The sequence below is a fragment of the Amaricoccus sp. genome (assembly GCF_047602525.1).
In the GTDB taxonomy this organism is placed as follows: Bacteria; Pseudomonadota; Alphaproteobacteria; order Rhodobacterales; family Rhodobacteraceae; genus Amaricoccus.
In genome coordinates this window covers 2,948,432-2,961,936 of sequence record NZ_JASGHB010000001.1, presented here as the reverse complement: position 1 = coordinate 2,961,936, position 13,505 = coordinate 2,948,432, and the positions used below count along the sequence as shown (strand labels likewise).

Genomic DNA, 13,505 nt, shown 5'->3' with positions numbered 1-13,505 from the left:
GCGGTCAAGGGGGAGGCGGCTGATTCGATTTCGAGTTGACAGGGAGTCACCCCCTTGGGATCCTCCGCGCCCGGGCAGCGACAGGAGCGGACGACCGGTGCATTTCACCCGCCTGCGCCTGCTCGGGTTCAAGAGCTTCGTCGATCCGACCGAACTCGTCATCAACCAGGGGTTGACGGGAGTCGTGGGACCGAACGGGTGCGGCAAGTCGAACCTGCTCGAGGCGCTGCGCTGGGTGATGGGCGAGAACCGCGCCTCGGCGATGCGCGGCGACGGCATGGAGGACGTGATCTTCAACGGCTCCGGCGGCCGGCCGGCGCGGAACCATGCCGAGGTGACGCTGACCATCGACAACCGCGCGCGCACCGCGCCCGCCGGTTTCAACGACGAGGACGAGCTGGTCGTCGTGCGCCGGATCGTGCGCGAGGCGGGGTCGATCTATCGCGCCAACGGCAAGGAGGCGCGGGCGCGCGACGTCGCCATGCTGTTCGCCGATGCCTCGACCGGCGCGCACTCTCCGGCGCTGGTGCGGCAGGGGCAGATCTCGGAGCTGATCAACGCCCGGCCGAAGGCGCGGCGGCGGATCCTGGAGGAGGCGGCGGGGATCTCCGGCCTCTACCAGCGCCGGCACGAGGCCGAGCTGAAGCTGAAGGCGACGGAGGTGAACCTCGCCCGCGTCGGCGACGTGCTGGAGGCGCTGGAGGCGCAGCTCGGCACGCTGGCCCGGCAGGCGCGCGCGGCGCAGCGCTATCGCGAGATTGCCGAGGCGCTGCGGCGGGCGGAATCGATGTTGCTCTGGCGGCACTGGCACGACGCCGACAGCGCGCGGGCGGCGGCGTCGGCCACGCTGACCGCCACGGCGCGGGCGGCGGGCGTCGCGCAGACCGAGGCGGCCGAGGCGGCGCGGGCGCGCGAGGCCGCCGAGGCGGCGATGCCCGGGCTGCGCGAGGAGGATGCGATTGCCGGCGCCGTGCTGCAGCGGCTGGTGCTGGAGCGTGACCGGATCGACGGCGAGGCGGCCGAGGCGGTGCGGGCCGTCGCCGGGCTGGAGGCGCAGATTTCGCAGCTCGCCGCCGATCGGGAGCGCGAGGCGGCGCTCGACCGCGATGCGGTCGAGACGACCGGGCGGCTGTCGGACGAGGCGGCGGCGCTGGAGGAGGCCGGTGCGGGGCACGAGGCCGCGCTCGAGGCGGCGCGCGAGGCCGCGGAGGAGGCGGCGGCGGCGCTCGACGCGGTGCAGGCCGAGGCCGACGCCCGGGCCGAGGCGGCGGCGCGGCTTCTCGCCGAGCATCAGGCGGCCGGGCGGCTGCGCGAAGATGCCGGGCGCCGGGCGGCGGAGATCGGCCGCGGGCTCGAGGCGGCGGAGGGCGCGCTTGAGGCGGCCGCCCGCGATCTCGATGCGGCGGAGGCGGCGCAGGCCGGGGCGGTTGAGCAGGCGGAGGTGGCGGCCGAGCAGGCGGCCGCGGCCGAGGAGGCGCTGGCGGGTGCCGAGGAGGCGGCCGGGGCGGCGCGCGAGGCGGGGACGGCGCTCGCGGGGCGGCTCGCGACCGCCGAGGGGGCGGCGCGGGCGATCCGGGCCGAGGCGGCCGGGATCGAGCGGCTGCTTGCCAAGGCGAGGTCGGACGTGGCGCCGATGCTCGACGCGGTGGAGGTGGCGCCGGGGTACGAGGCGGCGCTCGGCGCGGCCTTGGGCGATGATCTGGCGCACCCGGCGGCGGAGGCGGGATCGGGGTGGCACGCGCTGCCGCCGCTCGATGCGGCGGCGCTGCCGGCAGGCGCGGTGTCGCTCTCGGCGCAGGTGACGGCGCCTGCGGCGCTGGCGCGGCGGCTCGGGGCGATCGGCGTGGTGGATCGGGCCGAGGGCGCGCGGTTGCAGCCGGGGCTCCGGCCCGGGCAGCGGCTGGTGAGCCGCGAGGGCGATCTCTGGCGCTGGGACGGCCTGGCGCTGGCGGCCGGGGCGGCGCCGTCGGCGACGGCGGAGCGGCTGACGCAGCGCAACCGGCTGGCGGCGCTGCGGGCCGAGGCGGAGGGGGCCGAGGCGGAGCTGGACGCGCTCGCCGAGGCGAAGGATGCGGCGGCGGCGCGGTTGTCCGCGGCGAGCGCGGCGGAGGGCACGGCGCGGGCGGCGCGCCGGGCGGCTGATCAGGCCGCGAGCGAGGCGGCGCGGGCGCTTTCGCGGGCCGAGACGGCGGTCGAGGCGTTGCAGGGCAAGGCCGCGAGCCTGCGCTCTGCGGCGGCGCGGCGGCGCGACGATCTGGCGGCGGCGCGGGAGGCCGAGGCGCAGGCCGCGGCGGCGCTGGCGGCGCTGGCCGATCCGGGCGAGGCGAAGGCGGCGGTCGATGCGGGCCGGATGCGGGTCGAGGCGGCGCGGATCACCATGCTGACGCGGCGGACGCAGGCCGAGGAGATCGCGCGGGCGGGCGAGGCGCGGGCGCGGCGGCTGGCGGAGATCGGCCGGGAGGCCGGCAGCTGGGCGACGCGCAAGGCGAGCGCGGCGGGGCGGCTCGCTGATCTCGACCGCCGGGCGGAGGCGGCGTCGGCCGCGCTCGAGTCGGCGCGGGAGCGGCCCCCGGCGCTCGCCGCGCGGCGCGAGGAGCTGGCCGCGTCGCACGAGGAAGCCGAGGCGCGACGGCGGCGGGCGGCGGATGCGCTGGCGGTCGCGGAGACGGCGCTTCGGACAGCGGACCAGCGGGCGCGGGCGACCGAGAAGGCTGCGGGCGAGGCCCGCGAGGCGCGGGCGCGGGCCGAGGCGGTGGCCGAGGGGGCGGAGGCGCGCGCGGCGGAGACGACGGAGCGTCTGGAGAGCGAGACCGGCCGTTCGGCGGCGGAGGTGCTGGGCGCGCTCGGGGTGACGGGGGAGCAGATCCCGGCCGCTGCGGCGCTCGATGCGGAGGTCGACCGGCTGCGCCGGGCACGCGACGGGATGGGCGCCGTGAACCTGCGGGCCGAGGAGGACGCGCGGGAACTGAAGGACGAGGCCGAGACGCTGGCGCGCGAGCGGGCCGACCTCGACGAGGCGATCGGCAAGCTGCGGCAGGGGATCGCCAACCTCAACCGAGAGGGGCGCGGACGGCTGCTCGCGGCGTTCGAAGAGGTGAATGCGAGCTTCGGGTCGCTGTTCAAGAGCCTGTTCGGCGGCGGTGAGGCGAACCTGGTGCTGGTCGAGAGCGACGATCCGCTGGAGGCGGGCCTCGAGATCATGTGCCAGCCGCCGGGGAAGAAGCTCTCGACGCTGTCGCTGCTGTCGGGCGGGGAGCAGACGCTGACGGCCCTGAGCCTGATCTTTGCCGTGTTCCTTGCCAACCCCGCGCCGATCTGCGTGCTCGACGAGGTGGACGCACCGCTCGACGATGCGAACGTGACGCGGTTCTGCGACCTGCTCGACGACATGACCGGGCGGACGGAGACGCGGTTCCTCATCATCACCCACCATGCCGTCACCATGTCGCGGATGGACCGGCTGTTCGGGGTGACGATGGCGGAGAAGGGGGTGAGCCAGCTGGTGTCGGTCGACCTCGCCGCGGCGGAACGGATGGTGGAGAGCGCCTGACGCTGGATCTCGCCCGGAGGTTGCCGCAGGATCGGCGACAGGGAGGACCGGCATCATGGCGATCGACGACAGGAAGGTGGCGCTCGAGGCACGGCTGGCAGAGCTGCACGGGCGGCTGGCGCGGATCGAGGGCGAGCTGGAGCAGCCGGCGAGCGAGAATTTCTCCGAGCAGGCGACCGAGCGAGAGGACGAGGAGGTGCTCGAGGATCTCGGCGCCTCGGGCCTTCAGGAAATTCGCATGATCGAGGCCGCGCTCGACCGGATCCGTCAGGGCGGCTACGGCATCTGCGTCAAATGCGGCGAGGAGATCGAGGCGCGGCGGCTCGACCTCGTGCCGGCGGCGCCGCTCTGCGCCGACTGCGCAAGAGAAGCGTAGGACTGGGGGTAAGACCGACGTCCAATCACGTTTCGGTGGGCGTGCGCGATCTGGCGCGTGCGGTCGCATTCTACGATTCGTCGCTTGGCGCGCTCGGCTGCGGGCGCGTGATGAGCGAGGACTTCGGCTGTGCCTGGGGGGGTGAAATGGCCGGAGTTCTGGGCGACCCGCGCCGCCGAGGGGGAGGCGTCGGCCGGCAACGGCGCGCATGTCGCGTTCATTGCGCCGAGCCGCGAGGCGGTCGATGCCTTTCACGCGGCCGGGCTGGCCGCGGGGGCAGCGACGCAGGGGCGCCGGGCTTGCGCGACTACACGGCCGACTGTTACGCCGCGTTCCTGCATGATCCCGAAGGAAACAAGACCGAGGCGGTGCATCTGCCATACGTGCCGTTCCCGACCGCCTGAAGCGCGGCGGCCGGGGGAAGGCATGGCGCGCCGATTACTGCGTCGGGGTGATGATGATCTCGACGCGGCGGTTCTGGGCGCGGCCGCCGGGCGTGTCGTTCGAGGCGACGGGCTGGTGATATCCCATGCCGACCACGTGGATGCGGGTGGCGGGGACGTTGTTCTGGGTCAGCACCTCGGCGACGGCGGCGGCGCGGCGCTCGCTCAGGGCCTGGTTGTACTTGGTCGAGCCGACGTTGTCGGTGTGGCCGACGACGGTGACGATCGAGTTCGGATATTCGCGCAGGCTGCGGGCGATGAAGGCGATCTCGTCGACGTAGTCCTGATGCAGGCGCGAGCTGCCGGTGTCGAACGTGACGGATTCGGGCAGCGTGACGACGAGCGTCGTGCCGGTGTTGACAACCGTCGCGCCGGTGTCGGCGAGGGCGGCGTTCAGTTCCTTCTGCTGGCGGTCGAGCAGCGCGCCGGCGGCGGAGCCGACGATGTTGCCGAGCGTGGCGCCCGCGACGGTGCCGATGCCGGTGGTCGTGGCGGCACCGATGGTGGCGCCGGCCGCCGTGCCGATGACCTTGCCGGTCTGCCTGTGGTTGTGGGTGCCGTCCGGATTGGTGCAGGCGGCAAGGGCTGCGGCGGAAGTCAGGAGCGCAAGGGTGGTGAGGCGGAAGCGCATGTGAAGGTCCCCGAAACGCCGGCGAAGGACCGGCGCCGGAGGCGATAGCAGCCGGGAGAGTCCGATGGAACCCGGATTTACGCCGCGCCCTCCAGCGGCTCCGCCTCGTAGCGCGCCGCTTCCCACGCGAGCAGGGCCCGCTTCACCCCGAGGCCCCAGTGGTAGCCGCCGAGGCCGCCGGCCTTGCGGAGCGCGCGGTGGCAGGGGATGAGGAAGCTGACCGGGTTGCGGCCCACCGCGGTGCCGACGGCGCGCATCGCGGTGGGCCGGCCGATGGCGGTGGCGATGTCGGAATAGGTGGTGACGTGGCCGGAGGGCACCTGTAGCAGCGCCTCCCACACCTTGATCTGGAAAGGGGCGCCCATCAGGTGCAGCCGCGCCTCGCCGGTGCCGCGGAAAGCGGCCTCCACCCATGCCGCGAGCACCGCGGGGTCCTCGCGGAAGGTGGCCCTGGGCCAGCGGCCGCGGAGGTCGGCCATCGCGGCGTCGCGGCCGGTCTCGGCGGCGAAGGCGAGGCCGCAGAGGCCGCGGTCGGTGCCCATGGCGAGCGCGTCGCCGAAGGGCGTGGCGAACCAGCCGAAGGCGATGTCGAGGCCCTCGCCGGCGCGGGCGTACTCGCCGGGGCTCATTGCCTCCCAGCGCAGGAACAGGTCGTGCAGGCGGGAGGCGCCGGAGAGGCCGGCGAGGTGCGCGGCGTCGAGCACGGTATGACGCTCGGCCAGCAGCCGCCGGGCGTGATCGAGCGCGAGGTATTGCTGGTAGCGCTTCGGGCTCACGCCGACCCACTGGCTGAAGACGCGCTGGAAGTGCGCCGGGCTGAGGCCGACGCTGGCGGCGACGTCCTGCAGCGGCGCCTGCCCGGGGGCGCGGGCGGCGATGGCCTCGATGGCGCGGCCGATGATGCCGTAGTGATAGGCGTGCGACAGGTCATCCGACATCGGGTTGCTCCGGGAAGGCTCGGCTTCGCGGTGGAAGGTATGGCCACGGGCGCGGGATCGCCACCCGGAAGCTGCGCAATGTCGCATGGGCGGGCTGCCGTCCGGCGATGCCGCTGGACGGCGGCGGGGGCGGGCCGTAAGCCTCGGGGTCATGCCGGACCAGCTCGACTATGCCACGATCCGCGAGATCTTCCGCCGCTTCCATGCTGCCGACCCCGAGCCGGTGGGCGAGCTCGACTATGTGAACGCGTTCACGCTGCTCGTCGCGGTGGCGCTGTCGGCGCAGGCGACGGACAAGGGCGTGAACCGGGCGACGGCGGGCCTGTTTGCCGTCGCCGACACGCCGGAGAAGATGCTGGCGCTCGGCGAGGCGGGGCTGATCGGCCACATCAAGACGATCGGCCTGTTCAATTCCAAGGCGCGGCACGTGATGAAGCTGTCGCAGATTCTCGTCGACGACTATGGCGGCGAGGTGCCGTCGTCGCGCGCGGCGCTCGCGAGCCTGCCCGGGGTGGGGCGGAAGACGGCGAACGTGGTGCTGAACACGTGGTTCCGGCTGCCGGCGATGGCGGTCGACACGCATATCTTCCGGGTGTCGAACCGTGTGGGGCTCGCGCGCGGCAAGGACGTGGTGGCGGTGGAGCGGGCACTCGAGGACAATGTGCCGGCGGACTATCAGCTGCATGCGCACCACTGGCTGATCCTGCATGGGCGCTACACCTGCAAGGCGCGGCGGCCGGCGTGCCCGGCGTGCCTGATCCGCGACCTCTGTCCGTTCGAGGAGAAGACGGTTTGACCCGGGGGGAGCGCCGGCCTCGGGGAGCCCTTGGGGCTCCCGCTCGGCCGGCGCTACGTGACAGGCCGCCGTTGCGGCCCGTCCCTCAGGAGCCGCGCCGTTGCGCGGCGAGTCTTTCTTTCTCCCCGCCTGTTGGCGGGGCCCCTGCGACTGCCCGATAGGGTTTCTGCCTATATGAATACCAAAGGGGCGGGCGCCCTCACCCCTCGCGGATGCCGAGTTCGGAGGGGTCGAATTCGTAGTGGGCGCCGCAGAACTGGCAGTCGGCGGTGACGGTGCCGGCCTCTGTGGTCATCGCGGCGATGTCCTCGGCCGGGTAGATCGCGAGCGAGGCCACGACCTTTTCCGGGCTGCACGTGCAGCCGAAGCGCACCGCCTGCGTCTCGTAGACCCGCGGCTCCTCCTCGCTGAACAGCCGCAGCAGCAGCTGCTCGGCGCCGACGTGCGGGCCGACCAGCTCGGTCGCCTCGACGGTTTCGAGCAGCATCACCGCCCGATGCCAGTTCTCCGCATCGCTGCCGTCGAGCATGTCCTCGGCCGCGAGCAGGCCGTCGGGCCCGGTCGGGTCCTGCTTTGCCTCGAGCGCGCCCTTGGGCATGTGCTGCAGGAGGACGCCGCCGCCGCGCCACTGCGCGGTGCCGCCCGGGGCGATCGCCTCGCCGACGGCCAGAGCGAAGCGGGTCGGCAGCTGCTCGGACTGGGCGAAGTAGGTCTCGGCGCAGTCGGCGAGCGACTGGCCGGCGATCGGGGTCATGCCCTGGTACGGGACGCTGCCGGCGCCCTGGTCGATCAGGATCGCGAAGACGCCGTCGCCGAGCAGGTCGAACGGGCGTGCGACGCTGTCGGGCAGCGCGTCCGGGTCGAAGGCGGCATAGGCGCGCATCCGCGCCGGCGCGCCTTCCTCGGTCGGGCCGAAGTAGTCGGTGGCGATCAGCCGCACCGGCCCGTCGCCCCGGACCTGCAGGCTGAGCTTCCAGCGCAGCTTGATGGTCTGGCCGACCAGCGCGGTGATGAGCGTCGCCTCGGCGACGAGTGCGGCGATGGCCGGGGGATAGGCGTGCTGGCCGAGGATCGTCTCGAGCACGGAGTCGAGGCGCGCGACCCGGCCTCGGACGTCGGCGCGGTCGAGCTGGAAGGGCAGGATGGTGTCGTCCCAGGCAATGCGTCCGGCGAGTGTCATGGAAATCTCCCGAGTTGCCCCTGAGATAGGCCTTGCCGGGCCGGAGTGCAAACTCGCGCGCCGCCTAGCCCCCGTCGTAGCGCCAGCGCTCCATGCGCAGCTCGACGCGGCGCAGGCCCTGGGTGACGAGGGTGCCGATCGCGGCGAGCACCAGCACGACGACGAAGTAGGGCGCCATCTGGAAGGTGTTGCCGTAGATCGCGAGCAGGCCGCCGAGGCCGCGGACGGCGGTGTAGAGTTCGGCGACCACGGTGTTGATGAGGCCGATGGTGGCGCCGAGGCGCAGGCCGACGACGATGAACGGCAGCGCGCCGGGCAGCAGGATGCGGCGGAAGATCTGCGCGCGCGAGGCGCCGGCGGAGCGGGCCATCTCGACCAGTTCGCCGTCGGCATTCAGCACGCCGGCGTAGGTGTTGAGCACGATCGGCATCACCGCGCCGAGGAAGATGATCGCGACCTTGGCCTCGAAGCCGAGGCCGAGCAGCACGATGATGAGCGGGATGAAGGCGACCCGCGGGGTGGCGGCGAGCGCCATGACGTAGAGTTCGAGGGTGTTGCCGAGCAGGCGAAAGCCGCCCATCAGCAGCCCGGCGGCGATGCCGGCGACGACGGCGAGGCCGAGGCCGGCGGCATAGACGGCAAGGCTCTGCAGCGTCGCGGTCCAGAGCCGGCCGTCGTGCGCCATGGTGACGGCGGCGCGGGCGGTGGCGAGCGGCGTCGGGATCAGCGCGCTGCCGGCGTGGGCGGCGAGCCACCAGAGGCCGATGAGCAGGCCGAGGGTGGCGAGGCGGAGGAGGGCGATCATCGGCGGTGCCGCCCGGCGTCGGCGGGCTCCCAGCCGAAGACGCTGCGGCCCCCGAGATCGGGCGAGGCGGCGCGCTCGCGGGCGATGTGGGCGGCAAGGCTCGGGCCGGTCGCCGTCGCCTCCAGCGCGCGGGCCTGGGCGTCAAGGCGGCGGATGGCGGCGAGGCGGTCGTCGTCGCCGAGGCGGGCGCGGGCGACGGCGTGCTTCAGGACGGTGATGGTGCGGTCGAGGACGCGGGTCGGCACCGGGTATGGGTGGCGGTCCTTGCCGCCGTGGGCGAGCGAGTGGCGGGCCGGGTCGGCGAAGCGGCAGGGGGCGCCGTGGATCACCTCGGCGACGGTGGCGAGCGCCTCGACGGTACGCCGCCCGACGCCTGGCACGAGCAGGAGGTCGGCGAAGTCCTGCGGGCCACGGTCGGCGGCGGCAGCCAGCGTGCCGTGCAGGCGGCGGAGCAGGACGTCGCCGTCGCGGACGTCGTGGTGGGCGGGCATCACGAGGTGGGGGAGGAACGGCGCGCCGGGCGGCGGGGCGGGGGCCGTCGTGGCCGCTCCGGCGAGCCCGGCGGCGTCGAGCTTGATCGCCTCGCGGGCCAGGCGATCGGGTCCGAGGTCGGCGAGGAGGTCAAGCTGCGCGGTGCGGGAGCCGGCCGCGCGGGTGTCGGTGAGGTTGACGATCCTGCCGGCGTTGGGCCCGTCGATCGCGGCATGGGGAGCGTCGACGAAGCTCGCGAGGCCGGTGGAGCGCCAGTGGTAGCGGCGCGCGGTGCGGGTCGCGTCGTTCATGCCCTGCTGGACGACGACCCAGTCGCCGGTGTCGGCGAGGACGAAGCCGTGGAGGTAGAGCTCGAAGCCGTCGTGGATCGCGGCGCTGTCGACCTTGGCGACGAGGCGGCTGGCGCGGGCCAGGGCCGCGCCGTCGAGGCCGGTGCGCTCGGCCACGGCGACAAGCTCGTCCGGGGTGCGGCGCGAGGCGGCGCCGCGGCCGCCGGTGACGGTGAGGCCGAGGTCGGGCCGTGCCGCGAGGCCGCGCTTCAGGGCTGCGAGCACGCTCGTCGTGATGCCGGAGGAGTGCCAGTCCATGCCCATGACGGCGCCGAACGACTGGAACCAGAACGGATGCGCGAGGCGGGCCAGGAACTCGTCGCGGCCATATTCGAGCAGGATCGCTTCGGTGATGACCACGCCGAGGCGGGTCATCCGCTGGCCGAGCCACGCCGGAACCCGGCCAGCGTGGAGCGGGAGATCGGCGCTGCCGGCGCGGCGCGGCATGGCGGGGGCCTCCGGGGTTGGGTTGCGGGAGGCTAGGCCCGCCCGGCCGCGGCGTCGAGGGGGGCCGAGCGCCCGCCCCCGCCGCGCGGTCGGCTGTCCGGACCGGGATCAGTTGACCGCCGGAACCATGCCGCGCTCGGCGGCGAGGCCGCGCATCTTCTTCTGCAGCTTCTCGAAGGCGCGGACCTCGATCTGCCGGATGCGCTCGCGACTGACGCCGTATTCCTGGCTGAGTTCTTCCAGCGTCACAGGCTCGTCCTTCAGGCGGCGCTCGGTCAGGATGTGGCGCTCGCGCTCGTTCAGGCCGGACATCGCCTCGAGGAGCAGGCCCTGCCGGGTCTCGAGCTCGTCCTTCTCCGCAAGGGCGGTCGCCTGGTCTGCGTCCTCGTCCTCGAGCCAGTCCTGCCACTCGGCGGTGCCGTCGCCGTCGCCGCGCACCTGCGCATTCAGGCTCGCGTCGCCGCCGGACATCCGGCGGTTCATCGAGATCACGTCCTCCTCGGGCACGTTGAGGTCGTGGGCGATCTTCGCCACGTTCTCGGGGCGCAGCTCGCCCTCCTCGATGGCGCCGATCTTGTTCTTGGCCTTCCTGAGGTTGAAGAACAGCTTCTTCTGCGCGGCGGTGGTGCCCATCTTCACCAGGCTCCACGAGCGCAGGATGTACTCCTGGATCGAGGCGCGGATCCACCACATCGCATAGGTGGCGAGGCGGAAGCCGCGCTCCGGGTCGAAGCGCTTGACCGCCTGCATCAGGCCGACGTTCGCCTCGGAGATCACCTCGGCCGTCGGCAGGCCGTAGCCGCGGTAGCCCATGGCGATCTTGGCGGCGAGGCGCAGGTGACTCGTGACGAGCTTGTGCGCCGCCTCGCTGTCGCCGTGGTCGACCCACGCCTTGGCCAGCATGTATTCCTCTTCCGGCTCCAGCATCGGAAACCGGCGGATCTCCTGCATGTACCGCGAAAGCCCCTGTTCCGGGGACGGCGCGGGAAGCTTGTCGTAAGCCATGGTCCTCCTGGCGGGGACTGTCCGAAACCCCGCGAGCTTGGCCCAGTATAGGGCGGAAGTCAGGTCGATGTACGTCCCGGTTGCGTTACTCCGTCGCTTTCGTGACGGAGGTCGTCGAGCAGCCGCTCCATGTCTGCGGGCAGCGGCGAGGTGAAGCGCAGCGGCTCGCCCGTCACCGGATGGACGAAGCCGAGCGTCTCGGCGTGGAGCGCCTGGCGCGGGAAGGCGCCGAGGGCGCCGTCGGCGCGCCGCCGGCCGTAGACGGTATCGCCCGCGAGCGGGTGGCCGGCAAAGGCCATGTGCACGCGGATCTGGTGGGTGCGCCCGGTTTCCAGCCGGCATTCGACCAGCGCCGCCCGGTCGAACCGCTCGAGCAGGCGGGCGCGGGTGACGGCCGGCTTGCCGTCGTTCGTGAGCACGGTCATGCGCTTGCGGTCCCCCGGGTGGCGGCCGATGTTGCCCTGGATCCGCAGCACGCCGCCCGGTTCCCACGAGATGCCGGCGAGGCTGCGCAGCCGCGGTTCGGCGGGATCGGGATGGCCGTGGACCACCGCGAGATAGCGGCGCTCGATCGAATGGTCGAGGAACTGGTCGGCGAGGCCGCGGTGGGCGGCGTCGGATTTGGCGACGACGAGAAGGCCCGAGGTATCCTTGTCGATGCGGTGGACGATCCCGGGGCGGAGGCGTCCGCCGATGCCGGAGAGCGTGCCGCCGCAATGGTGGAGCAGCGCGTTGACGAGCGTGCCCGACGGCGCGCCGGGTGCGGGATGCACCACGAGCCCGACGGGCTTGTCGACGACGATGAGGTGGGCGTCCTCGTAGACGATTTCAAGGGGAATGGCCTCGGGTGCGGCCGAGATCGGCTCGGGCTCGGGCAGCGTGACGGTGATTTCGGTGCCGGGGGCGAGGCGGACGCGCGGGTCGTCGAGGGTCTCGCCGTCGCGGCTGACCGCGCCGTCGGCGATGAGGGTCTGGATGCGGGAGCGCGACAGCTCGGGCGCGGCGGCGGCGAGCGCCTTGTCAAGCCGCTCGTCCCGTTCCAGCGTGACGCGGATCTGTTGGAGAGGGTCGGACATGCGGGGCGATGCTGCTCTTGAGGAAAGCCCGGAGCCGCCGCGCCTGCGCCTGCTCCGGCGGATGGTGCTCGCGCTGACCGCGACGCTGATCGCGGGGGTGATAGCAATCGTCCTGCTGCTTGTCATCCGGCTTCAGGCTGCGCCGGCGCCGGTGGCCCTGCCGGCGGAGGTGCGGCTGCCCGCGGGCGAGAGCGCGCGGGCGGTGACGCTCGGGTCCGACTGGGTGGCGGTGGTGACGGTGGACGGGGCGGGACAGGAGCGGATCCGCGTGCTGGACCGCACGAGCGGGGCGGAGCGGGCGGCGGTGGAGATCAGGGCGGGGAAGTGACGCCGGGGAAGAACGCCGGCCGTCGGGTCGCGGTGCGGGGCGTCCGTCCGCGTCTGCCCCGGCGGCCGTCAGGGCAACCGATCGGTCCGCGCCGCGTTTCCCCTCGCGGCGCTGGCCGAGAGCGGCGCAGGAGAGGACGACATGGCCCGGATCTATATCGAGGAACACCCGCTCCGCGTGGTCGGGGATGTCACCGACACGCTGCATCTCTATCTGGTCTACCGCGGCGACAACGGCGCGGAGTACGTGGTGCGCTCCGGCCCCACCGACCTGCTGCCCTACGGCGGGCCGATGGAGATCGAGGTCAACGTGCCGATCGACGAGTCCGCCGACTCCCGCGACGGCGAGAGCCCGGCGGACCGGCATGCGACGCTGCTGCGGTTTCCCGGCCACACCGCGGACGAGGCGTGGGGGATCATCGTCAAGTACGCGCAGGCGCTGTCGGACGACGACTATCCGTACCGGCTGTTCCAGACCAATTCCAACGCCTTTGCCGGGGCGATGGTGAAGGCCGCCGGCGGCTTTCCGGCGCTGTCGCTGCCCGACGGGATCGACCGCAGCGAGGCGGTCGGCTATGGCTACTGGAAGGAGATCGTCGGCGACGTGGCGCCGCCCGCCGACGGGACGATCGTCGGGACCGCGAAGGCGGACGTGCTGGCGGGGATCCAGATCGCCGACGTCCTGACCGGGCTGACCGGGGCGGATCGGCTGTTCGGCGCGAGCGGGGACGACCGGCTGTTCGGTGGTGCCGGCGACGACCGGCTGGCCGGACAGGGCGGCAGCGACGCGCTGCGCGGCGGGCTGGGCGACGATACGCTGCTCGGCGGGGCCGGATCGGACCGGCTGCTCGGCGGCGCGGGCGCCGATGTCTTCCAGTTCGGCGGTGGGGACGGGCGCGACACGGTGGCGGACTTCCAGTCCGGCACGGACAGCCTGCTGATGCGTGTCGCGGGCGTCGACTCCGTTTCGGACCTTCACATCTCGCAGGCGGGCGACGACGTGCGCATCGGCTACGGCAGCGGCGCGATCTTCGTGGAAGACACGCAGGTCGCCGATATCTTGCCGGCGGACATCCATTTCGCGCAGGACAGCCTGCTCGCTTAAGCGGG

The 13,505-nt window shown here is 73.3% G+C and carries 12 protein-coding genes; 5 read left to right on the top strand and 7 right to left on the bottom strand.

Annotation, left to right across the window (positions count from 1 at the left end; translation table 11 throughout):
- The first annotated feature begins 97 nt into the window (after positions 1-97).
- A complete protein-coding gene (gene smc / locus QM699_RS15150; protein WP_415011908.1) occupies positions 98-3,550 on the top strand; it encodes a chromosome segregation protein SMC in 3,453 nt (1,150 codons plus the stop codon).
- A gap of 55 nt (positions 3,551-3,605) precedes the next feature.
- On the top strand, positions 3,606-3,926 hold the full coding sequence (locus tag QM699_RS15145) for a TraR/DksA family transcriptional regulator (protein WP_415011907.1): 321 nt from the start codon (positions 3,606-3,608) through the stop codon (positions 3,924-3,926).
- A 438-nt stretch (positions 3,927-4,364) separates the two neighbouring features.
- On the opposite strand, the gene QM699_RS15140 is transcribed toward QM699_RS15145, so the two are convergent.
- Positions 4,365-5,000, bottom strand: a complete 636-nt coding sequence (locus tag QM699_RS15140; RefSeq protein ID WP_415011906.1) for an OmpA family protein — start codon at positions 4,998-5,000, stop codon at positions 4,365-4,367.
- A gap of 77 nt (positions 5,001-5,077) precedes the next feature.
- Positions 5,078-5,938, bottom strand: a complete 861-nt coding sequence (locus QM699_RS15135) for a methylated-DNA--[protein]-cysteine S-methyltransferase (RefSeq protein WP_415011905.1) — start codon at positions 5,936-5,938, stop codon at positions 5,078-5,080.
- 151 nt (positions 5,939-6,089) lie between these two features.
- On the opposite strand from QM699_RS15135, the gene nth reads away from it, so the two are divergent.
- Complete coding sequence (gene nth, locus QM699_RS15130) at positions 6,090-6,734, top strand: endonuclease III (RefSeq protein ID WP_415011904.1); 645 nt, start codon at positions 6,090-6,092, stop codon at positions 6,732-6,734.
- A gap of 199 nt (positions 6,735-6,933) precedes the next feature.
- On the opposite strand, the gene QM699_RS15125 is transcribed toward nth, so the two are convergent.
- The 5 genes from QM699_RS15125 to QM699_RS15105 all read right to left on the bottom strand — a co-directional run bounded on the left by QM699_RS15125 (position 6,934) and on the right by QM699_RS15105 (position 12,068).
- On the bottom strand, positions 6,934-7,914 hold the full coding sequence (locus QM699_RS15125) for an Hsp33 family molecular chaperone HslO (protein WP_415011903.1): 981 nt from the start codon (positions 7,912-7,914) through the stop codon (positions 6,934-6,936).
- 64 nt (positions 7,915-7,978) lie between these two features.
- Positions 7,979-8,719: an ABC transporter permease gene (locus QM699_RS15120; RefSeq protein ID WP_415011902.1), complete on the bottom strand. Its 741-nt coding sequence runs from the start codon at positions 8,717-8,719 to the stop codon at positions 7,979-7,981.
- Positions 8,716-9,987 carry a DUF763 domain-containing protein gene (locus tag QM699_RS15115; RefSeq protein WP_415011901.1) on the bottom strand — a complete coding sequence of 424 codons (1,272 nt, stop codon included), beginning with the start codon at positions 9,985-9,987 and terminating at the stop codon, positions 8,716-8,718. The genes QM699_RS15120 and QM699_RS15115 overlap by 4 nt, the downstream gene beginning before the upstream one ends.
- A gap of 108 nt (positions 9,988-10,095) precedes the next feature.
- Entirely contained in the window at positions 10,096-10,992 is an 897-nt protein-coding gene (gene rpoH, locus QM699_RS15110; protein ID WP_415011900.1) for an RNA polymerase sigma factor RpoH, read from the bottom strand.
- A 59-nt stretch (positions 10,993-11,051) separates the two neighbouring features.
- Positions 11,052-12,068: an RluA family pseudouridine synthase gene (locus QM699_RS15105; protein WP_415011899.1), complete on the bottom strand. Its 1,017-nt coding sequence runs from the start codon at positions 12,066-12,068 to the stop codon at positions 11,052-11,054.
- Between QM699_RS15105 and QM699_RS15100 the strand changes: the two genes are divergently transcribed.
- Together QM699_RS15100 and QM699_RS15095 are read left to right on the top strand one after the other, a co-directional pair.
- Positions 12,067-12,396 carry a DUF6476 family protein gene (locus QM699_RS15100; protein ID WP_415011898.1) on the top strand — a complete coding sequence of 110 codons (330 nt, stop codon included), beginning with the start codon at positions 12,067-12,069 and terminating at the stop codon, positions 12,394-12,396. The two genes, QM699_RS15105 and QM699_RS15100, sit on opposite strands and share 2 nt — an antisense overlap.
- 141 nt (positions 12,397-12,537) lie before the next feature.
- Entirely contained in the window at positions 12,538-13,500 is a 963-nt protein-coding gene (locus QM699_RS15095; protein ID WP_415011897.1) for a calcium-binding protein, read from the top strand.
- Positions 13,501-13,505: the final 5 nt, after the last annotated feature.